Annotated in this window: 17 protein-coding genes; 10 read left to right on the top strand and 7 right to left on the bottom strand. The window is 72.7% G+C overall.

Annotated features, from left to right (window positions below):
• Nucleotides 1–12: 12 nt before the first annotated feature.
• The 8 genes from nuoL (at nt 13) to FB476_RS12955 (ending at nt 8,906) form a co-directional block, all read left to right on the top strand.
• Nucleotides 13–1,872 (top strand): NADH-quinone oxidoreductase subunit L, encoded by a 1,860-nt coding sequence (gene nuoL, locus FB476_RS12990; protein WP_141820295.1) that lies wholly within the window; start codon nt 13–15, stop codon nt 1,870–1,872.
• On the top strand, nt 1,872–3,404 hold the full coding sequence (locus FB476_RS12985) for an NADH-quinone oxidoreductase subunit M (protein ID WP_141819430.1): 1,533 nt from the start codon (nt 1,872–1,874) through the stop codon (nt 3,402–3,404). The genes nuoL and FB476_RS12985 overlap by 1 nt, the downstream gene beginning before the upstream one ends.
• Complete coding sequence (gene nuoN / locus FB476_RS12980; protein ID WP_141819428.1) at nt 3,404–4,948, top strand: NADH-quinone oxidoreductase subunit NuoN; 1,545 nt, start codon at nt 3,404–3,406, stop codon at nt 4,946–4,948. The genes FB476_RS12985 and nuoN overlap by 1 nt, the downstream gene beginning before the upstream one ends.
• The gene (locus FB476_RS12975) at nt 4,945–5,991 is read left to right on the top strand and encodes a polyprenyl synthetase family protein (protein ID WP_420359363.1); all 1,047 of its coding nucleotides are present in this window, start codon (nt 4,945–4,947) and stop codon (nt 5,989–5,991) included. The genes nuoN and FB476_RS12975 overlap by 4 nt, the downstream gene beginning before the upstream one ends.
• 14 nt (nt 5,992–6,005) lie before the next feature.
• Entirely contained in the window at nt 6,006–6,659 is a 654-nt protein-coding gene (locus FB476_RS12970; protein WP_141819426.1) for a response regulator, read from the top strand.
• Nucleotides 6,660–6,670: 11 nt separating this feature from the next.
• Nucleotides 6,671–7,288 (top strand): phosphatase PAP2 family protein, encoded by a 618-nt coding sequence (locus FB476_RS12965; RefSeq protein WP_141819425.1) that lies wholly within the window; start codon nt 6,671–6,673, stop codon nt 7,286–7,288.
• Between the two features lie 77 nt (nt 7,289–7,365).
• On the top strand, nt 7,366–8,250 hold the full coding sequence (locus tag FB476_RS12960; RefSeq protein WP_141819423.1) for a 2-oxo acid dehydrogenase subunit E2: 885 nt from the start codon (nt 7,366–7,368) through the stop codon (nt 8,248–8,250).
• 107 nt (nt 8,251–8,357) lie between these two features.
• On the top strand, nt 8,358–8,906 hold the full coding sequence (locus FB476_RS12955) for a hypothetical protein (protein ID WP_141819421.1): 549 nt from the start codon (nt 8,358–8,360) through the stop codon (nt 8,904–8,906).
• 19 nt (nt 8,907–8,925) lie between these two features.
• Here FB476_RS12955 and FB476_RS12950 read toward each other — a convergent pair whose 3' ends face one another.
• A complete protein-coding gene (locus tag FB476_RS12950) occupies nt 8,926–10,440 on the bottom strand; it encodes a sensor histidine kinase (RefSeq protein ID WP_141819419.1) in 1,515 nt (504 codons plus the stop codon).
• Nucleotides 10,441–10,590: 150 nt separating this feature from the next.
• Here FB476_RS12950 and FB476_RS12945 point away from each other — a divergent pair, with 150 nt between their 5' ends.
• Entirely contained in the window at nt 10,591–11,592 is a 1,002-nt protein-coding gene (locus tag FB476_RS12945; protein ID WP_141819417.1) for a hypothetical protein, read from the top strand.
• Here FB476_RS12945 and FB476_RS12940 read toward each other — a convergent pair.
• The 3 genes from FB476_RS12940 to FB476_RS12930 form a co-directional block, all read right to left on the bottom strand.
• Nucleotides 11,559–14,381 carry an MMPL family transporter gene (locus FB476_RS12940; RefSeq protein ID WP_141819415.1) on the bottom strand — a complete coding sequence of 941 codons (2,823 nt, stop codon included), beginning with the start codon at nt 14,379–14,381 and terminating at the stop codon, nt 11,559–11,561. The two genes, FB476_RS12945 and FB476_RS12940, sit on opposite strands and share 34 nt — an antisense overlap.
• An 81-nt stretch (nt 14,382–14,462) precedes the next feature.
• A complete protein-coding gene (locus FB476_RS12935) occupies nt 14,463–15,095 on the bottom strand; it encodes a TetR/AcrR family transcriptional regulator (protein ID WP_141819413.1) in 633 nt (210 codons plus the stop codon).
• A 97-nt stretch (nt 15,096–15,192) separates the two neighbouring features.
• Entirely contained in the window at nt 15,193–15,666 is a 474-nt protein-coding gene (locus FB476_RS12930; RefSeq protein ID WP_170233615.1) for an MFS transporter, read from the bottom strand.
• Between the two features lie 49 nt (nt 15,667–15,715).
• Here FB476_RS12930 and FB476_RS12925 point away from each other — a divergent pair, with 49 nt between their 5' ends.
• Nucleotides 15,716–16,291 carry a hypothetical protein gene (locus FB476_RS12925; RefSeq protein WP_141819409.1) on the top strand — a complete coding sequence of 192 codons (576 nt, stop codon included), beginning with the start codon at nt 15,716–15,718 and terminating at the stop codon, nt 16,289–16,291.
• A gap of 49 nt (nt 16,292–16,340) precedes the next feature.
• On the opposite strand, the gene rarD is transcribed toward FB476_RS12925, so the two are convergent.
• Genes rarD through FB476_RS12910 form a run of 3 tightly spaced genes read right to left on the bottom strand, consistent with a single transcriptional unit; the run spans nt 16,341 to nt 20,466 of the window.
• Nucleotides 16,341–17,384, bottom strand: coding sequence for an EamA family transporter RarD (gene rarD, locus FB476_RS12920; RefSeq protein WP_141819407.1), 1,044 nt, complete (start codon nt 17,382–17,384; stop codon nt 16,341–16,343).
• Nucleotides 17,381–18,571: a thiamine pyrophosphate-dependent enzyme gene (locus tag FB476_RS12915; RefSeq protein WP_238329698.1), complete on the bottom strand. Its 1,191-nt coding sequence runs from the start codon at nt 18,569–18,571 to the stop codon at nt 17,381–17,383. Before FB476_RS12915 ends, rarD begins: the two co-directional genes overlap by 4 nt.
• Complete coding sequence (locus tag FB476_RS12910) at nt 18,568–20,466, bottom strand: 2-oxoacid:acceptor oxidoreductase subunit alpha (RefSeq protein ID WP_141819405.1); 1,899 nt, start codon at nt 20,464–20,466, stop codon at nt 18,568–18,570. Before FB476_RS12910 ends, FB476_RS12915 begins: the two co-directional genes overlap by 4 nt.
• Between the last annotated feature and the right edge of the window lie 11 nt (nt 20,467–20,477).

Genomic DNA, 20,477 nt, shown 5'->3' with positions numbered 1-20,477 from the left:
GTGGGCTGGCTGATGATCGCGCTCCCGCTGCTGGGTGCCGCGGTCCTGCTCTTCGGCGGGCGCCGCACCGACCGTTGGGGGCCGCTGCTCGCCACCGCCCTGTCCTGGTCCTCCTTCGTGGTCGGCGTGCTGGTCATCCTCCAGCTGCGCGGCCAGGACGAGGCCGAGCGTGCCCTGCAGCTGAACCTGTGGGACTGGGTCTCCGCCGGCGACCTGCAGCTCTCCGCCGGTCTCCTCCTCGACCCGCTGTCGCTGACCTTCGTCATGCTCATCACGTTCGTGGGCTCGCTGATCCACGTCTACTCGCTGGGCTACATGGAGCACGACCCCGACAAGCGGCGGTTCTTCGGCTACCTCAACCTGTTCGTGGCCGCGATGCTGCTGCTGGTGCTGGCCGACTCCTACATGCTGCTCTTCGTCGGCTGGGAGGGCGTCGGTCTGGCGTCCTACCTGCTCATCGGCTTCTGGAACCACAACCCGGCCTACGCCACCGCGGCCAACAAGGCGTTCATCGTCAACCGCATCGGTGACGTCGGGATGATCCTGGCGATGGGTCTGATGTTCGCCACCTTCGGCGCCCTCGACTACGCCACCGTGCACGGGGCGGCCTCCGGCGCCTCCGACCTGACGCTGACGCTCATCGGCCTGGCCCTGCTGCTCGGTGCGTGCGCCAAGTCGGCGCAGTTCCCGCTGCAGAGCTGGCTGGGCGACGCGATGGCCGGTCCGACCCCCGTGTCGGCCCTCATCCACGCGGCGACCATGGTCACCGCCGGTGTCTACCTCGTGGCCCGCTCGCAGCACATCTACAACCTCACGCCGGACGCCCAGCTGGCCGTCACGATCGTGGGTGCGATCACCCTGGTCTACGGGGCGGTCGTGGGTTGCGCCAAGGACGACATCAAGAAGGCGCTGGCCGCCTCCACGATGTCGCAGATCGGCTACATGATGCTGGCGGTCGGCCTCGGCCCGGTCGGCTACACCTTCGCGATCTTCCACCTGGTCACGCACGGCTTCTTCAAGGCCGGCATGTTCCTCGGTGCCGGGTCCGTCATGCACGCCATGCGGGACCGGGTCGACATGCGCCGCTTCGGTGCCCTGTCGACGAAGGTCAAGATCACCTGGCTGACCTTCGCCGCCGGCTGGGCCGCCATCATCGGTGTGCCGCTGCTGTCCGGCTGGTGGAGCAAGGACCTCATCATCGAGGCCGCCTTCGTCGGCGAGGGCTGGCGCCCCTGGGTCTTCGGCCTGGCCACGCTGGTCACCGCCGGCGTCACCGCCTTCTACATGTCGCGCCTCTTCTTCATGACCTTCCACGGGAAGGCCCGCTGGGAGGACGACATCGACCCGCACGAGGCCCCGCTGGTCATGACCGTGCCGATGATGGTCCTCGCGGTCGGTTCGCTCTTCCTGGGCGCCGCGCTCTGGCCGACCGGCGTGCTCGACGGCTGGCTCGAGCCGGTCTTCGGCCACGCCGAGCACCACGAGCCGGTGATCCCGGTCATCGTCATCCAGGTGGCGGTCTTCGTGCTCATGCTCGCCGGCGTCGCCTACGCCTGGCTGCGCTACGGCCGCGCGGACGTGCCGGAGGTCGCCCCCGAGGGCAGCTTCGCGGTCCGCGCCGCCCGTCGCGATCTCTTCCAGGACGACGTCAACGAGGCCTTCTTCCGGGCCCCTGGCGCCGCGCTGGTCGACACCCTCGTCGAGAGCGATCGCGTGGTCGTGGAGGGCGGCCTCACCGGCGGCACCTCCGCCGGTCTGACCGGCCTCTCGGGCGTGCTCCGCCGCGCCCAGAACGGCTTCGTCCGTTCCTATGCCCTGACGATGCTGCTCGGTGTCGTCGCCATCCTCGGTGCTGTGTGGGTGATGCAGTGATGAACGTCCCCTGGTTGACCACGCTCCTGGTGCTGCCGCTCGTCGGCGCGCTGGTGGTGGCCCTGCTGCCGCGGGCCAGCACCGCGGTGCGGCCGGTCGCGCTCGGCTTCTCGCTGGCCACCCTGGCCGTCGGGATCGGCGCGCTGACGCAGTACGACACCGGCTCGGGCGAGCAGTTCCAGCTCACCGAGATCCACTCCTGGATCCCGCAGTTCGGGGTGTCCTACGCCCTCGGCGTCGACGGCATCTCGCTGACGATGATCCTGCTGGGCCTGATCCTGGTGCCGGTCTGCATGCTCGCGGCCTGGAACGACGTGCCCGCTGCCGACGACCGTCGCCAGCACACCTACTTCGCGCTCATGCTCACGCTGCTCGCGTCCATGGTGGGTGTCTTCGCGGCGATCGACGTGTTCCTCTTCTACGTCTTCTTCGAGGCCATGCTCATCCCGGTGTTCTTCCTCATCGGGATGTTCGGCGGGGCCCGCCGCTGGAAGGCCGCCACGACCTTCCTGCTGTACTCCCTCGTCGGCGGTCTGGTCATGCTCGTCGCGGTCATCGGCATCTACCTCGCCGGCCCGCGCGGCACCGACGGCTTCCTCGTCGAGAACCTCACCGGGCTGGACCTGTCGATCGCGACCGGACGCTGGCTCTTCATGGGCTTCTTCATCGCGTTCGCGATCAAGGCCCCGATGTGGCCGGTGCACACCTGGCTGCCGCTGGCCGCCGAGCAGGCGCGCCCGACGACCTCGGTGCTGCTCATCGGCGTCCTCGACAAGGTCGGCACCTACGGCATGATCCGCTTCTGCCTGGCGCTCTTCCCCGAGGCCAGCCAGTGGGCGACCCCGGTCATCCTGGGCCTGGCGCTGGTGTCGATGATCGTCGGCGCGCTGCTGGCCATCGGCCAGACCGACATGCTGCGCCTGATCTCCTACACCTCGGTGAGCCACTTCGGCTTCATCGTCATGGGCATCTTCGCCTTCACCACCGTCGGCGGCGTCGGCGCGACCCTCTACATGGTCAACCACGGCTTCACCACGGCCGGGCTGTTCCTCGTCGCCGGCATGCTCATCGCGCGCCACGGCTCGCGTGACATCCGCGACTACGGCGGCTGGCAGCGGGTCACCCCGGTCATCGCCGGCGTCCTGCTCTTCTCGGCGATGTCCGGTCTGGCCCTGCCGGGCCTGAACTCCTTCGTCAGCGAGTTCATGGTCGTCATCGGCGTCTTCCAGCGCTACCAGCTCTTCGCGGTGGTCGCCGCCGTCGGTGTGGTCCTGGCCGCGCTCTACATGTTGCTCATGTACCAGCGCATCGCGACCGGGCCCCGTCCGGTCATGGCCGACGTGCCCGACATGACGGGCCGGGAGAAGCTGGCCGTCGCGCCGGTCCTGGCCGCCTTCCTGCTCCTGGGGTTCTTCCCCAAGCCGGTGCTCGACGTCCTGGAGCCCGCGGTGCAGCAGTCGCTGCAGCACGTGGGCGCCACGGATCCCGCCCCGGCCGTCGACACCGCTACCGCTGAGGGGAGTGGCCGCTGATGACCGACCAGTTCGTCGCGCCCGCCATCGACTACGTCGGGCTGCTGCCGCTGATCATCGTGTTCGTGGGCGCCCTCGCCGGCGTCCTCGTGGAGGGCTTCGCGGGTCGCCGCACCCGGTATGCCGTGCAGCTGCCGCTGTCCCTCGCCACGCTCGTCCTGGCCTTCGTCGCCCTCGTCGTGCTGGGCCCGGACAACCAGGGCCTGACCGCCGCGAGCACCCTCGCCCTCGACGGGCCCGCGCTGGTGCTGCAGGGCCTGATCCTGCTGCTGGCGCTGCTCGGCCTGCTCGTCATGTCCGAGCGCCTCGGCGGCACCCAGCCGGACGCCTTCACCCAGTCCGGCGCAGCCAGCCCGGGCTCGGCCGAGGAGGACTTCGCGGTCCGCCACGGCGCGACGACGACCGAGGTCTTCCCGCTCGCGCTGCTGTCGGTCGGCGGCATGATGCTCTTCGTCTCGGCCAACGACCTGCTGCTGCTCTTCATCGCCCTCGAGGTGCTGTCGCTGCCGCTCTACGTCCTCACCGGTCTGGCACGCCGTCGCCGCCTGCTCTCGCAGGAGGCCTCGCTGAAGTACTTCCTGCTGGGGTCCTTCAGCTCGGCGTTCTTCCTCTTCGGCGCGACGATGCTCTACGGCTACGCCGGCTCGATGCGCTTCGGCGACATCGCGGCGGCCATCGGCTCCAGCTCCGGCATGGACGGGCTGCTCGTCCCGGGCATCCTGCTGCTCGCCGTCGGCCTGCTCTTCAAGGTCGGCGCCGTGCCCTTCCACATGTGGACCCCGGACGTCTACCAGGGCGCCCCGACCCCGGTCACCGGCTTCATGGCGGCGATCACCAAGGTCGCGGCCTTCGGCGCGATGCTCCGCGTGCTCTACGTGGCCGTCGAGGGCGCCCGTCTGGAGTGGCAGCCGGTCATCGCCGGCGTCGCCGCCCTGACGATGGTCGTCGGTGCGGTCCTGTCGATCGTCCAGACCGACGTCAAGCGGATCCTGGCCTACTCCTCGATCGCGCACGCCGGCTTCGTGCTGGTGGGCCTGATCGCCATGGACCAGGCCGGCATCTCCAGCACGATGTTCTACCTGGCGGCCTACGGCTTCATGACGATCCCGGCCTTCGCGATCGTCTTCCTCGTCCGCTCCTCCGGCAGCGAGGCCACCCAGGTCGGCCAGTGGGCCGGGCTGGGCCGGCGCAGCCCGTGGGTGGCCGCGGCCTTCAGCTTCCTCATGCTGGCCTTCGCGGGCATCCCGCTGACCTCCGGCTTCACCGGCAAGTTCGCGGTCTTCTCGGCCGCGATCAGCCAGGGCTGGGCGTGGCTGGCCGTCATCGGCGTGCTCGCCAGCGCCGTCACCGCCTACATCTACTTCCGCCTCGTGGTCGTGATGTGGCTCGGTGACGACGCGCGGACCGGCGACACCGCGGTGGTGAGCCCCTCGGTGCTCACGACCTTCGCGATCGTGGCCGGCGTCGTCGTGACCCTGGGCCTGGGCGTCATGCCCTCGCCGCTGCTCGACCTGGCGCAGAGCACCGCCGCCTTCCTGCGGTGACCGCCCCGGTCAGCCCCGCCGTGGCCGTCGGCTCCCTCCCGGGGGTCGACGAGGCCCTCACGGCTCGCGTCGCGGCGGGCATGGCCGCGGTCGACACCCGCCTGCGCGAGGTCGTCGACCACGACGACCCCTTCGTCGCCGAGGCCGCCGGCCACCTGGCCGCGGCCGGCGGCAAGCGGTTCCGGCCGCTGCTGACCCTGCTCGCGAGCGAGGTCGGCAACGGCTGGGACGAGCGCGTCGTCGACGCGGCCGTCGGGGTGGAGCTGACGCACCTGGCGTCGCTCTACCACGACGACGTCATGGACGAGGCCGACCTGCGCCGCGGCGTGCAGAGCGCCAATGCCCGCTACGGCAACGCCACCGCGATCCTCGTCGGCGACCTGCTCTTCGGCACCGCCTCCTCGGTGGTCGCGGGGCTGGGCGCCGAGGCGGTCCGCATCCAGGCCGAGACCTTCGTGCGGCTGTGCGCCGGTCAGATCCGCGACGACCGCCAGACGACCGACCCCGCCCCGGAGGGCGCCGCCCTCGCCGGTGACGCGCACGACCCGGCCGCGGTCACGGCATACCTGCAGATCCTCGCGGACAAGACCGGCGCGCTCATCGCGACCTCGGCGCGCTACGGCGCGATGTTCGGCGGCTGCGACCCGGCGACCGTGCGGACGCTCACCGAGTACGGCGAGCGCCTGGGCGTCGTCTTCCAGCTCGCGGACGACCTGCTCGACGTCGACTCCGACACCTCGGGCAAGACCCCCGGCACCGACCTGCGCGAGGGCAAGGCCACGCTGCCCGTCCTCTACGCCCGCACCTCGACCGACCCGGCCGACGTGCGGCTGCAGGAGCTCACCCGTGGCCCGATCGAGGACCCCGAGGAGCTCGCCGAGGCGCTGGAGCTGCTCCGGGCCCACCCGGCCATGGGGCAGGCACGTCAGCACCTGGCCCGCGTCGCCGACGAGGCCCGGGTGCTGCTGGACGCCCTCGACCCCGGCCCCGCGGTCGCCGCCCTGCGCGCGCTCGTGGACGGTGTCGCCGAGCGCTCCCGCTGAGGCACACTGGCACGATGGAGGCAGCGCCCGGGCGGAAGATCCGCGTCTACCTGCTCGACGACCACGAGCTGGTGCGTCGGGGTCTGCACGACCTGCTCTCCGCCGAGCCGGACCTCGAGATCGTGGGGGAGTCCGGCAGCGCCGTGACAGCCACCCGCGAGATCGTCGAGCTGGCCCCCGACGTCGCCGTGCTCGACGGGCGGCTGCCCGACGGCAGCGGGGTCGAGGTCTGCCGCGACGTGCGCGCCGCCAACCCGCAGGTGCGCGCGCTGATCCTCACCAGCTACGACGACGACGAGGCGCTCTTCGCCTCGATCATGGCCGGGGCCGACGGCTACGTGCTCAAGCAGATCGCCGGCACCGACCTCGTCGACGGCATCCGCAGCATCGCCTCCGGCCGCTCGCTGCTCGACCCCACCCTGGTCACCAAGGTCATGGAGCGGCTGCGCCGCGGCGACCCGCAGGCCGACAAGCTGGCGCTGCTCACCGAGCAGGAGCGTCGGATCCTCGAGCTCATCGCCGAGGGCATGACCAACCGGCAGATCGCGGAGACGCTCTTCCTCGCGGAGAAGACCGTGAAGAACTACGTCACGAGCCTGCTGTCCAAGCTCGGCCTCGAGCGGCGCACGCAGGCGGCCGTGCTGGGCGCCAAGCTCTTCGACAAGTAGGCCCGGACCGGATGGAGCAGGACACCGGGCCGCGCTCGCTCGCGGCCGCCTGGGGGCTCGCCCTCGGGCTCGGGGTGCTGGCGCTGTCGGCCACGATGCTCGGCAACGCCTACCTGGCCACGCGGGTCGAGGAGTTCCCCCGCCCCGGGGACCTGCTCTTCGAGACGCTGCCCTACGTCCGCCCCGCCCGGTGGCTGACGGTCGGAGCGCTGGTCGTGGGCTTCGGTGCCTTCCTGGTCGACGCCGTCCGGCACCGGCCCCGGTCGATCCCGGCGGCGGGCTGCGTCTTCGCCCTCATGTACCTCTGCCGCGCCGTGACCATGGTGCTCACCCCGCTCGCCCCGGCCCAGGGCGACGGCCCCTTCGTCTTCTCCGAGCAGCAGTACGGCATGTTCCCCTCGGGCCACGTCGGCGCCGTCACCCTGCTGGTGCTGCTGACGCCGACGGAGAGGGTCGGGCAGCGTCGGCTGCAGGTCGCCACGGCGGTGCTCATGGTCGCCGGCCTGCTCCTGGCCCGCGGCCACTACTCCATCGACGTGGTGGGCGGCTTCCTGCTCGCCTACGCCGTGGCCACCACGTGGCGGTCCGGACGCCTGTTCCGGCGACTCTCGGCCGTGACGGGCCGCTGAGCACGCCCCTGGCCCTAGATTGACCCCCGAGCCCGCGGCGCCGTGCCGCGGGGCGGAGAGCGTGCGAGGGAGCAGGTATGGCGTTGCTGGGCCGGGGCAGGGACCGCCGGGACGGGGTCGTGGTGCGCGACCTTGCCGCCGAGCGGGTGGTGCTGCCCCACCTCATGCCGACCCGCGTCGAGTCGACCGTCTACTACCGCCAGCACCTCGACGTCGAACGGCTGATGGACTGGCTCGAGGAGGTCAACGCCGGTCGCGCACCGGAGGAGCGGCTCCGCTTCTTCCACGTCTTCCTCACGGCCTACGCCCGGCTGTTCCGGCTGCGGCCCGAGCTCAACCGCTTCGTCCACCGGCGGCAGACCTACCAGCACCGCGACATCTCGTTCTCGTTCACGGTCAAGCGGGCCATGGCCGACGAGGCCGAGGACACCCAGGTGCAGATGGTCTTCACGGGCACCGAGACGGTCGACGAGGTCCGCCGGATGGTCGACCGGTCGCTGTCGTCCGCCCGGGCGGGGGAGGCCGAGGAGAGCGACAAGCTGGTCGACGCGCTCGTGCGGCTGCCGCGGCCGGTGCTCGCCGGCGTGGGCAGGCTGGTCTGGGCCCTGGACGCGGTCGACCTGCTCCCGCAGCAGCTCAAGGGGGCGATCCCGGTCTACACCAGCTCCTACCTGGTCAACCTGGGCTCGCTGGGCGCCGAGGCGCCCTTCCACCACCTCTACCAGCGGGGGACCGCGAGCATCTTCGCGTCCATCGGGACCATCCGCCCCGAGCCCGTCGTCGACGAGAACGGCGCCGTCGTCGCCCGGCGTCGGGTCGACATGGTCTACACCATCGACGAGCGGGCGGCTGACGGCTTCTACCTGGTGCGCAGCGCCGAGGTGCTGCAGGGCCTGCTGGACGACCCGGCGGCCCTCCTGGTGCCTCCCACCGACGGCTTCCCGCCCTACGACAGGACGTAGGACCAAGGTCCCCCCAGACTGCGGACCTCGGCCTCTACTACTGACGGTAGGAAATTGAGAACCTGAAGTCAGCCACACAAACACCACGTCTCAAGGAGCTGGCTGACATGACCACCGCGACCCGCAAGAGCACCCACGTCGACAGCACGTTCGACGTCGCCCACCCCGAGCAGCACAACCTGCCCTCCGCGGCCGGCTACGCGCTCGGTGCCATGCGCATCGCCTTCGGGTTCTACTTCCTGTGGGCGTTCGTCGACAAGATGTTCGGCTTCGGCTTCGCCACCCCCGCAGAGCGTGCGGTCGTCAACGGCGGCTCCCCGACCACCGGCTATCTGTCCGGCGTCGAGGGCCCGTTCGCCGGGATGTTCAACGCGATGGCCGGCAACGGCGTCGTCGACGTTCTCTTCATGGCCGGCCTGTTCGGCATCGGCATCACCCTCGTCCTGGGCATGGGCGCCCGCGTCGGTGCCCTCTGCGGAGCCGCGATGTACGCCTTCATGTACCTCGCCTCGCTGCCCACCACGACCAACCCGGTCCTGGACGACCACTTCACCGGTGCGATCGTCATGCTGGTCATCGCCGCCATCCCGGCGTCCTGGAGCTACCTGGGCCTCGGCTCCTGGTGGGCCAAGGTCGCCCCGGCCTGGCTGCGCTGACACCCCCGGGCCCGGTGGTCTACACGGGCACGGACCACCGGAGGACGGTGCCGTGGGGCTCTCCCCGAGAGAGCTCCACGGCACCGCCGTGCTCGGAGGCGCGAGCCCGGACGTTGCCCAGCCCGCTCTCGACGGCGTCGGCCGAGATGCCGACGCCGTCGTCGCGCACGGTGACCGACAGGCGCTCGGCGGTCGCCTCCACCTGGACCGTCACGGAGCCGGCGTGCGCGTGCCGCACCACGTTGGACAGGGCCTCGCGCACCACCATGAGCACCTGGGTCTGCACCTCGTCGTCGGCGACCGAGTCGAGCGGGCCCACGAGGTGCAGGACGGGCGCGAAGCCCAGGGTCGAGGTGTAGGACTCGACCAGCTGGCGCAGGTCGGCCCGGAAGGTGCCCGCCCCCGGACGGTGCCTCAGCTCGAAGATCGTCGCCCGGATGTCGCGGATGGTCTGGTCGAGCTCGGCGACGGCACCCTCGAGGCGCTCCATCACCTCGGGCACCACGGCCCGTCTGCTGGCCCCCTGCAGGGTCAGACCGACGGCGAAGAGGCGCTGGATGACCAGGTCGTGCAGGTCGCGCGCGATGCGGTCGCGGTCCTGGAGCACCGTGAGCTGGTCGTGCTCGCGCTCGGCCTGCTCGCGGTCGAGGATGACCGAGGCGTGCAGCGCGAGGGCGCTGAGCACGTCCCGGACCTGCTGCTGGGAGACGCCGCGGGACGGTTTCCAGCCGTGCACGGCCAGCACCACGGGGTGGCCGGCGCGCGTCTCCAGCGGGACCACGCTGGTGCACACGCGGCTGTCGCTGCTGAGCTGGTCGCCCGCCGGGGTCGCCGACCAGTGCTGCGGCAGGCCCTCGCGCAGCACCTCGCCGAGGTCGGGCGCGAGCTCGGCCAGCGCCGCACCGGCCCCCTCGCCGCTCGCGGCCAGCACTCGCTGCTCCCCGTCGGGACGTGTGCCGACGATCGCGACCGCGTCGGCCGATGTCAGATCACGCACGCGCCGGGCGAGCAGCGGCAAGGTCACCTCGAGGTCGACGTGGTCGACGAGGGTCCGGTTGAGCTCCCACACCGTCTGCGTGACGTGCTCGTGCAGCTCGCTGACCCGCCGGTGCCGCAACGCCTCGACCCGCAGCCCCAGCACGGTGGCCACGGCGGCGGCGACCGCCTGCTCCCGGTGGGCGGGCAGGACGTCCCACCGCGCCAGCACCAGGGTCGCGAAGTCCTGGCCGGCGACCCGCACGGGTGCCCGCACCAGCGGGCTGTCGGCCTCGTCCCCGGGGCGGCCCTCGAGCACGGCGACGGCCAGCGGGTCGTCGTCGGGGATCCCGTCCGTGGCGACCTGGGCGTACCACCCCGGGTGGGTCTCGTCGTCGATCGCCAGCAGGGCGGCCCCGGCGCCGCTGAGCGACCGCGCGAGCCGCAGGCCGCGGCGCATCAGGTCACCGGCCTCCTCGGCGTCGCCCAGCTGCTCGACCGCGCGCAGGATCCGCAGGGCCTCGTCGGCCGTCGCGGCGGCCGGGTTCGTCGCGTCCATCGGAGGACACGCTAGTCCAGGGCCGGGACGGGCAGGCCCGGGCAGGGCGTGGGCGGGAGAGCGACGGTGGACGGCGGACGCGCCCCGCCGGGGCGCGGGGCACGGCATACCCTGGTCCGCGAACCGCGTCCCCTGCGCCGGAAGGCCCCGATGAACCCCCGCCGCGCCCTCTCCGGGCTCCTCGCCATCGCACCGCTCGCGGTGCTCCTGGTCGTCGTCGTCCTGCTGCCCCCGCCCGCGCGGGTGCCGACCCACTGGTCCGGCGGCGGTCCGGACGCCTGGGCCGCGGGGCCGTCCTTCCTCTCCGGAGTGCTGACGGTGACCGTCCTGAGCGCCATCGCGGCGGCCGCCACGGCGGTGCTGCAGCGTGCCGTGCCGCAGGCCTGGTCGCGCTGGATCGTCACCGCGGGTGCGGCCGTGGGCTGGGGCGCCGTGGTCGTCTACGTCGTCACGGTCTGGCGGGCGCGGCTCGACGGGCCGGACGCCGTCGACGAGGCGTGGGTGCTGCTGGCCCTCCTCGCCGCCGTCATCGGCGGGGCGGGGGCGTATGCCGTGCACGGGCGCCGGGTGCCCTCCGCCGCCGAGCTGCGGGAGCGGATCCCGGACCGGGCCCGCACGCAGCCGGTGCGCGGGCGGGCGGTGGGGCCGGTCGAGCCATGGAGCACCGAGGTCTCCTCGACCACGCTGCGGGTGATCGGCTGGGGCATGCTCGTCGTCTTCCTGGCGGTCGTGACGCTCATGGTCACGATGGGGGAGAGCCTGGCCTTCGTCGCGCTCGTGGTGGTCGCCGTCGGTGGCGCAGCCGTGCTGGCGCTCTCCTGGTCCGCGGTGCGGCTGTCGGTCGACGCCGACGGCCTCCAGGTGCGCTCGCGCGTGGCGCCGGTGCGCCTCACCCGGATCGCCGCCGAGGACGTGGCGGGTGTCGAGGTGCTCGACCTCGACCCGATGGCCTGGGGCGGGATCGGGTTGCGCGTGCTGCCGGAGCGGACCGCCTACATCGCCAACGGCGGCCCCGGCATCGTGGTGTGGAAGCGCGACGGGCGCCGGCTCGCGCTGCAGGTCACCGAGGGTGACGCCGCGGCGCGAGCCGGCGCCCGCACGCTGCTCCAGGCCGCCGGTCAGCGGCTGGGGGAGACCTCCGGCTCGGTCTGAGCCTCCGGCGCCTCGGGGGCCTCGGGGTCGACGTCGACGGTGCCGGTGGCCGGGGCCACCGCGACGGTGCGCTCCAGCTTGGCGCCCTCCACGTCGACGTCAGGCAGGATCTTGTCGAGCCAGCGCGGCAGCCACCAGGCCTTCTCGCCGAGCAGCGTCATCACGGCCGGGGTCAGGGTCATCCGGACCAGGAAGGCGTCGACGAGCACGCCGATCGCCAGGCCCATGCCGATCGGGCGGACCATCGCCAGGTGTGCCCAGACGAATCCGGCGAACACCGAGATCATGATGATCGCGGCCGCGGTGACGACCCGCGCGCTGTGGTTGAAGCCGGTGACGACCGCGGTCCGGGCGTCCGTGCCGTGCACGTGCTCCTCGCGCATCGCCGAGACCAGGAAGACCTGGTAGTCCATCGCCAGCCCGAAGAGGATGCCGATGAGCAGGATGGGCAGGAACGACAGGATCGGCCCGGGCTCGTGCACGTCGAAGATCGGCGACAGGTGGCCCAGCTGGTAGACCGCGACGACGGCGCCGAAGGCCGCGACCACGCTGAGGAGGAAGCCACCGGTGGCCAGCAGCGGGATCACGATCGAGCGGAAGACCAGCAGCAGCAGGATGAGCGAGAGGCCCACGACCACGAGGAGGTAGATCGGCAGCGCGTCGGCCAGCTGGCCCGAGATGTCGATGTTGGCGACCGTCTGGCCGGTGATGCCGATCGTCGCGCCGTGGTCGGCACCGATCTGCTCGACGGTGTCCGAGAGCCGGTGCACGAGGTCCTCGGTCGAGGCCTCCGCAGGGCCGCCCTCGGGCTGCACCTGGAAGGCGAGCACGTCGCGGTCGTCGTTGACGCCGGCGGGCAGCACTCGGACGACGCCGTCGACGGCCGCCAGGTCCTCGGCGATGTCGGCCTGCGCCTCGAGCAGCGCGGTCTCGCCGTCGGCCACCGGGGCGTCGAGCTCGGCCACGGCGATGATCGGGCCGTTGGCGCCGGCGCCGAACTCCTCGCGGACGGTGTCGTAGGTGAGGTAGGCCGAGGAGCCGTCGGGCTCGGAGCTGCCGTCGGGCAGGCCGAGGCGCAGCTGCCCGGTCGGGTAGCCCAGGCCGGCGACCAGCGCCAGCACGGCGAGGATGGCCAGCCAGGGACGGCGCTGCACGATCGCGGCCCAACCCTTGGTGGTGTCCTCGGGCTCGTGGTGGGGCTCGTCGGCGGCGGCCCGCTCGGCGAGGCGCGTGCGCGTCTCGGCCAGCGTGGCGCGGGCCTTGCGCGGCAGCACCTTGTCACCCATGAGGGAGAGGGCGGCCGGGGTCAGGGTGATGGCGACGAGCACCGCGATCGCCACGGTCGCGGCCGCGACCAGGCCCATGACGCCGAGGAAAGGGATGCCGGTGAGCGTGAGCGCGGCGAGCGCGATGATCACCGTCAGGCCGGCGAAGGTCACCGCATTGCCGGAGGTGCCGACCGCGAGCGCGATCGACTCGCGCACCGGCATGCCCCGGCGCAGCTGCTGGCGGTGGCGGTTGATGAGGAAGAGCGAGTAGTCGATGCCGACCGCCAGACCGAGCATCAGCGCCAGCACCGGGGTGATCGACATCATGTCCACCCACGTCGAGAGCGCCAGGGCGCCGGTGAGGCCGACCCCCACGCCGACGAGCGCCATGAGGAGCGGAAGGCCCGCGGCCACGAGGGTGCCGAGCATGACCATGAGCACGACGCCGGCGAAGACCAGGCCGAGCACCTCGCCGGGGCCGAGCAGGCTGTTGAGGTCGTCGGTGATCTCCTTGGAGAAGGTGACGGTGATGCCGTCGTCGACCAGCTCGCCACCGATCTGCTGGATCGCCTCGGTGGTCTCCGGCGGGATGAGGCCGCCGGCGTCCTGCACGGACAGCTGGGTCATCGCGACCGTGGCGTCCTCGTTGACGAGGCGGAAGCCCTCGGTGAGGTCGGCCATCCGGCGGCCGACGGCGACGGCGGCCTCGCCCTCCTCGAGCTCGGTGCGACCGTCGGCGAGCTCCTGCTCGCCGTCGGCGATCTGCGCCTCGGCCTCCTCGAGCTGGGTGCGGCTCTCCTCCAGCTGCGCCTCGCCGGCGGCCAGCTCGGCCTCACCGGCCTCGAGCTGCTGGCGCTGCGCGTCGATCTGCGCCTGGCCGGCGTCGAGCTGGGCACGGGCGGCGGCGGCCTGCTCCGGCGGGACCATCCCGGCGGCGGCCCCGGCCTCGAGCTGCTGGCGCTGCGCGTCCAGGTCGGCCTGGGCGGCCTCCAGCTGCGTCCGGCCGGCCTCGAGCTGGGCCCGGCTCTCCTCGAGCTGGGCCTCGCCCGCCTCGAGCTGCTCCCGACCGTCGGCGACCTGCTGGCGGGCCTCCTCGAGGTCGGCCTCGCCCTGCTCCAGCTGGGCGCGCCCGTCGTCGAGCTCGGCCTGGCCGTCGGCGAGGTCGTCCTCGGTCGAGTCGATCTCGGCCTGCGCGACGAAGGGGTCGGTGGCGGTGACGTCGGGCAGCTCGTTCCAGCGCTCGACGGCCCCGGCGACGGCCTCCTCCTGCTCCGCGGTGAACGGCGCGTCGGTGGAGAAGACGATCGTGCCGGTCGTGCCGGCCGCCTCGGGGATCTCCTCCTGGAGGGTCTCCAGCACGGCCTCGAACCGGCTGCCGGGGATGGAGAACTCGTTGGACAGCGGCTTGGCGAGCGTGAGCATGCCCGTCAGCGTCAGGGCGAGCAGCGCGGCCCAGGCGACGACGACGCGCCACGGGTGCCGGGCGCACCAGCGGCCCAGGCGGTGCAGGAGGGTGGCCACGGGGGGTCCTTTCAGATGGTGGTGCAGGAAGGTGCGGGCCCGGCAGGACGTCGCTGGCTCACCGGGAGGGGGAAGAGGGGGTCAGGGGGCGGCCCAGCCGGCCGAGGCATGGGCGAGCGCGCGGTCGAGCTCGCCGTGGAAGGCGGCCACGGCCGTCGCGTCGACGGGAGCGCCGGGGGCGCGGCCCGCCAGCCACGACTGCTCCGCGGCGGCGAAGCAGCCCATGATCGTGGTCGCCAGGGTGGCGACGTAGAGGTCGTCGGTGCCGGCCGGGAGACGGCTGGTCAGCTCGTGCTGCAGCCATGCCCCCTTGTCGGCCCAGATCGAGCGTTCCAGCGCCAGGAGCGACTCGCTGGCGTGGCGGTCGGTGGCGTGCAGGTTGAGCACGGCCAGCCAGTCGAGCAACTCCCCGGGCAGGCTCACCCGACGCAGCAGGGCGCGCACCTGCTCGACGGGGGAGGTGCCCTCGTCGAGCGGGCCGAGCGCCTCGACGAGCCGCTCGGTGCCCGCGCCGATGACCTCGGAGATCACGGCGGGGACGCCCGAGAAGTAGTTGAAGAAGGTCCGGCGGGAGACGCCCGCGGTGGCGGCGATCTGGTCCACCGTCACCTGGTCGACCGGGCGCTCACCGACGAGCTCGCGCAGCGCGGTGATGATGGACTCCCTCGTGCGGACCTTGTTGAGCTCACGGCGGCTCACGGTCGTCTGGGTCACCCGTCCAGTCTAGGAAGAGTTTGCACACCGTGCAAATCTGCACCGGGTGCAAGGATGCTGCGCCGGGGTAGGGCGTCGACGGCGCGCCGGCGCTGCCTCAGGCGATCTCGTGGGCGCGGACGAGGGTGGTGCTGGCGGCGGTGGCGACATATCCCACGGTGGCCAGGCTGACGGCCGCGGCGCCGACGAAGGCCACCGGCAGGCCCCAGATCTCGCCGACGACCCTGCCCGTGAGAGCGCCGAGCGGCATGAGCCCGTAGCCGATCATCCCCGAGGCTCCGCCCACCCGGCCCAGCCGGTCGGTGGGCACGAGGCGCTGACGGAGGGTCCGCCCCACCACGTTGCCCACCATGTTGGTCAGCCCGACGACGAGGAAGGCCGCCCCGATGGCCGGGGCGGTCGGCAGCAGCACCGGCACGAGGAGCAGCCCGGAGTTGACGGCCCAGCAGCCGACGAGCAGCGGCACCTCGGGGATGCGGCGGACCAGCGGCTCGGCGACGACCGCCCCCGTGACGGCGCCGACCGCCAGCACGGCGAGCAGGAGGGGGAACTGCTGAGGCTCGAGGCCCACCCCCGAGCCCGGCCCCACCATCCAGAGCACGAAGACCGCGAAGTAGGCGGTGCTGGCGAAGTTGAGGGTCGAGGAGGCCGCCGACCGGTGCCCCGAGGAAGCTGTTCATGACCTGCTCGGTCCCCATCACCCGGCTGTTGGCCGCCGAGAGGCGGGAGCGGGGCGCCAGCTGGGGGATGATCGAGGACCCGGCCAGGTCGACGAAGACCTGGGTGACGCCGTAGAGCGCGACGCCCGCGACGAGCAGCGGCAGCGTGAGGTGGTCGGCCGCGACCGTCCAGGTCAGGCCCGCGAGCAGCAGGACCCGGAGGCCCGCCCCGGCGAGCTGCACGTGACGGCGGTCGAGCCGGTCCACGACCACGCCGCCGAGGTGGACCCCGAAGGCCCGTCCGAGCGGCTCGACCGCGGCGGCGTCGGCGGGTCGGAGACGCGCAGCACCTCCGAGATGACCCAGGAGGAGGCGGCGGACCTGGCCCGGGCGCTCGCCAAGGTGCTGGCCCGTCACACCGACGCCGCCAAGGAGCGGCGCGAGGCCGAGCGGTCCGGCGAGGCGCCGGCCGAGGCCGGGCCCACGCGACGGCTGCGCGTCTACCTCGACGTCTTCCCGCTCGTCGACGACGACTGAGCGGCGGCTCCGCCGGGGCGCGCCGTGTCAGGTCGCGGTCGGCGGGCCGTCAGGGGCAGCGGGGCTGCTGGCCGAGCGACTCGTCGAGCTCGTCGGGGTCGCGGGGCGCGTCCTCGGCCGGCGTCTGCGCCGCGGTCTCCGCCTGCGCCGCCTCCTCAGCCGCGGCCGCGGCCGCGGCGCGCCTGCCGTCGCGCCGGCTGCGGCCGGCCGCGCCGAGCATGTCGACGGTGAGGATCACGAGGGCGAGCCACACGAGGGCGAAACCGATCCAGCGCGAGCCGGGCACGTGCTCGCCCATCACCACGACGCCGATGAGCAGCTGGAGGACGGGCGTGAGGAACTGCAGCAGCCCGACGGTCGAGAGGGGGACGCGCGAGGCGGCGGCCGCGAAGAGCAGCAGGGGGACGGCGGTGGCGACGCCCGTGCTGACCATCAGCAGGGTATGGCCGGTGCCCTCGCCCAGGAAGGTCGTCTCGCCGCGGCTGCCGAGCCAGACGAGGATGACGACCGCGATCGGCAGGATCGCCAGCGACTCGCCCGCGAGGGAGCGGAGCGCGGAGAGCGTGATGCCCAGACGGTTCTTCAGCAGGCTGTAGCTGGCGAAGGTGAAGGCCAGCGCGAGGGAGACCCACGGCGGCCGGCCGTAGTCGATCGTCAGGTAGACGGCCGCGGCCGCGCCCAGGCCGACGGCCACCCACTGCGGGCGGCGCAGCCGCTCGCGCAGCACGAGGACGCCGAGGGCGACCGTGACCAGCGGGTTGAGGAAGTAGCCGAGCGCGGCCTCGGTCACGTGACCGGACAGCACGGCATAGGTGTAGATGCCCCAGTTGGTGGCGATGAGCAGCCCGGCCCCCGCGACGCCGAGCGCGCGGCGGGGCGTGCGGGCCAGGTCGACGACCCAGCGCACGTCGCGCAGGACCACGAGCACGATCGCGCAGAGCAGGAGGGTCCACACGATGCGGTGGGCCACGATCTCCCACGGCCCGGCGGGGCGCAGGATCGCGAAGTAGAGGGGGAAGACGCCCCACAGCAGGTAGGCGAGGAAGCCGTAGGCAGTGCCCTGCTGGTGCCGCTGCTGCTGCGCCTCGCTCACTCCACCAGGGTCCGCTCGCCCTCGGCCCGCAGCGCGTCGCCCGCGGCGGGCGTCGGACCGTCGGTCCGCTCGCCGTCCAGGGTCTGCTCGGCCTCGCCCGCGCGGGTGCCGTCGACGGTCCAGGTGTCGGGGCCGTGCAGCAGGCGGGCCAGGCGCTCCTCGCCCGAGACCCCGGCGTCGGCCGAGACCGCGGCCTCGACCTGCTCGCGGACGAGGTCGTCGTAGGTGGGCCGCTCCACCTGGCGGAAGATGCCCATCGGCACGTGCTGCATCGTCGGGTCGTCCAGGCGCGAGAGCGCGAAGGCGGTCGACGGGTCGTCGGCGGCCGGGTCGTGCACGACGACGCGCGCGGGGTCGGTGCCGGCCTCGGTCACGACGACCATCCGGCCCTGCTCGTCGCGGACCACGACGTTGTCGGGACCGACGCGGACGGGCTCGCCGGCGCGCAGGTGCGCGATGCGGGCGGTGGCCTCGTCGCGGTCCTTGAGCAGCTGGAAGGCGCCGTCGTTGAAGATCGGGCAGTTCTGGTAGATCTCGACCAGGGCGGTGCCGCGGTGGGCCGCGGCCGCGCGCAGGACCTCGGTGAGGTGGGCGCGGTCGGAGTCCATGGTGCGGGCCACGAAGGTCGCCTCGGCGCCCAGCGCCAGGGAGACCGGGTTGAAGGGCCGGTCCACCGACCCGGCGGGCGTCGACTTGGTGATCGCGCCGACCTCGGAGGTGGGGGAGTACTGGCCCTTGGTCAGCCCGTAGATCTTGTTGTTGAACAGCAGGATCGTGAGGTTGACGTTGCGCCGCATCGCGTGGATGAGGTGGTTGCCGCCGATGGAGAGGGCGTCGCCGTCACCGGTGACGACCCAGACGGAGAGGTCCTCGCGGGCGGTGGCCAGCCCGGTGGCGATCGCCGGGGCGCGGCCGTGGATCGAGTGCATCCCGTAGGTGTCGAGGTAGTACGGGAAGCGGGAGGAGCAGCCGATGCCGGAGACGAAGACGATGTTCTCCCGGCGCAGGCCCAGCTCGGGCAGGAAGCCCTGGACCGCCGCGAGCACGGCGTAGTCGCCGCAGCCGGGGCACCAGCGCACCTCCTGGTCGGAGGTGAAGTCCCTCTTGGTGAGCCGCTCGCCCTCGGGCAGCCGGGGGACGGCCCCGGTGCCGCTGCGGGGGATCGGCATACCGATGTCGATGGTCACGCGCGTGCCTCCGTCGTCGCGTCCGCCACCTCGAGCAGGTGGGCGTGGATGACCTCCGCGAGCTCGGCCGCGGTGAAGGGCAGCCCGCGCACCGCGGTGTGGCTCTGCACGTCCACGAGGTAGCGGGCGCGCAGCAGCAGGGCGAGCTGGCCGAGGTTCATCTCGGGGAGCAGCACCCGGTCGTAGCGCCGCAGCACGTCGCCGAGGTTGCTCGGGAAGGGGTTCAGGTGGCGCAGGTGGGCACGGGCCACCCGGGCGCCGGTGGTGCGGGCGAGCCGGGTGGCCGCCGCGATCGGGCCGTAGGTCGAGCCCCACCCGAGCACGAGCAGGCGCGCGTCGCCGGTGGGGTCGTCGACCACCAGGTCGGGTATGGAGTCGGCGATGCGGTCGATCTTCGCCTGCCGCAGCCGCACCATCCGGTCGTGGTTGGCCGGGTCGTAGGAGATGTGGCCGGTGACGTCCGCCTTCTCGATGCCGCCGATGCGGTGCTCCAGGCCCGGGGTGCCCGGGACCGCCCACGGGCGGGCGAGCGTGAGCTCGTCGCGCAGGAACGGGTGGAAGACGGGCTCGCCGGACTCGTCGGTCGCGTTGGGGACCGTGGCCTTCTCGACCGTCAGGTCGAGCAGGCTGTCGACGGAGGGGATCGCCCACGGCTCGGAGCCGTTGCCCAGGTAGCCGTCGGACAGCAGGATCACCGGGGTCCGGTAGGTGGTCGCGATGCGCACCGCCTCCAGGGCCGAGGTGAAGCAGTCGCTCGGGGACTGGGCGGCCACGACCGCGACCGGCGACTCGCCGTTGCGGCCGTACATCGCCTGCAGCAGGTCGGCCTGCTCGGTCTTGGTAGGCAGACCGGTGGAGGGGCCGCCGCGCTGGATGTCGATGACGACGAGCGGGAGCTCGGTCGAGACGGCCAGGCCGATGGTCTCGCTCTTGAGGGCCAGGCCCGGGCCGGAGGTCGTCGTGACGCCCAGCGCCCCGCCGAAGGAGGCGCCCAGCGCCATGCCGACGGCGGCGATCTCGTCCTCGGCCTGCAGCGTCGTCACGGCGTGCTGCTTGAGCGCGGACAGCTGGTGGAGGATGTCGGAGGCCGGGGTGATGGGGTAGGACCCCAGCACCAGCGGCAGGCCGGAGCGCTCGGCGGCCGCGACGAGGCCGAGGGCCATCGCCTGGTTGCCGGTGATCGTCCGGTAGGTGCCCGGGGCCATCGGCGCCGGCGCCACCTCGTAGCGGACCGCGAACGCCTCGGTGGTCTCGCCGTAGGCGTGGCCGGCGCGCAGCGCGACGAGGTTGGCCTCGAGGATCTGCGGGGCACGGGCGAACTTGGCGCGCAGGAAGGCCTCGGTGCCGGCGGTGTCGCGGGAGTAGAGCCAGGACAGCAGGCCCAGGGCCAGCATGTTCTTGGCGCGTTCCTTCTCCTTGCGCGTCAGCTCGAAGTCGGCCAGCGCGTCCACGGTCATGCTCGTCAGCGGCAGCGCGTGCACGGAGAAGCCGGCGGTGGTCAGCGAGCCGTCCTCGAGGGGGTTGACCGCGTAGCCCACCTTGGCGAGGTTGCGCTTGGTGAACTCGTCGGCGTTGGCGATGATCGTCGCCCCCGGGCGAAGGTCGCCGAGGTTGGCCCTGAGCGCCGCGGGGTTCATCGCGACGAGCACGTCGGGCGCGTCGCCCGGCGTGGCGATCTCGTGGTTGGCGAAGTGCAGCTGGAAGCTCGAGACGCCCGGGAGGGTCCCCTGGGGCGCGCGGATCTCGGCCGGGAAGTTGGGCAGGGTCGACAGGTCGTTTCCGAGCGAGGCGGTGTCCGAGGTGAACCGGTCACCGGTCAGCTGCATACCGTCGCCGGAGTCGCCGGCGAAGCGGATCACCACCCGGTCGAGCTGGGTCAGGGGAGTGGAGGACATATCACGCATTA

The organism is Ornithinimicrobium humiphilum, from assembly GCF_006716885.1.
Lineage (GTDB): Bacteria > Actinomycetota > Actinomycetes > Actinomycetales > Dermatophilaceae > Ornithinicoccus > Ornithinicoccus humiphilus.
This window is presented reverse-complemented; position numbering and strand designations above follow the sequence as displayed.

Excerpts from the sequence above, each read along its gene's own strand:
- FB476_RS12965 (WP_141819425.1), top strand. The coding sequence starts at position 6,671 with ATGGAGCAGGACACCGGGCCGCGCTCGCTCGCGGCCGCCTGGGGGCTC.
- FB476_RS12910 (WP_141819405.1), bottom strand. The coding sequence starts at position 20,466 with ATGTCCTCCACTCCCCTGACCCAGCTCGACCGGGTGGTGATCCGCTTC.
- FB476_RS12950 (WP_141819419.1), bottom strand. The coding sequence starts at position 10,440 with ATGGACGCGACGAACCCGGCCGCCGCGACGGCCGACGAGGCCCTGCGG.
- nuoN (WP_141819428.1), top strand. The coding sequence starts at position 3,404 with ATGACCGACCAGTTCGTCGCGCCCGCCATCGACTACGTCGGGCTGCTG.
- FB476_RS12960 (WP_141819423.1), top strand. The coding sequence starts at position 7,366 with ATGGCGTTGCTGGGCCGGGGCAGGGACCGCCGGGACGGGGTCGTGGTG.
- FB476_RS12955 (WP_141819421.1), top strand. The coding sequence starts at position 8,358 with ATGACCACCGCGACCCGCAAGAGCACCCACGTCGACAGCACGTTCGAC.
- FB476_RS12985 (WP_141819430.1), top strand. The coding sequence starts at position 1,872 with ATGAACGTCCCCTGGTTGACCACGCTCCTGGTGCTGCCGCTCGTCGGC.
- nuoL (WP_141820295.1), top strand. The coding sequence starts at position 13 with ATGATCGCGCTCCCGCTGCTGGGTGCCGCGGTCCTGCTCTTCGGCGGG.
- FB476_RS12945 (WP_141819417.1), top strand. The coding sequence starts at position 10,591 with ATGAACCCCCGCCGCGCCCTCTCCGGGCTCCTCGCCATCGCACCGCTC.
- FB476_RS12970 (WP_141819426.1), top strand. The coding sequence starts at position 6,006 with ATGGAGGCAGCGCCCGGGCGGAAGATCCGCGTCTACCTGCTCGACGAC.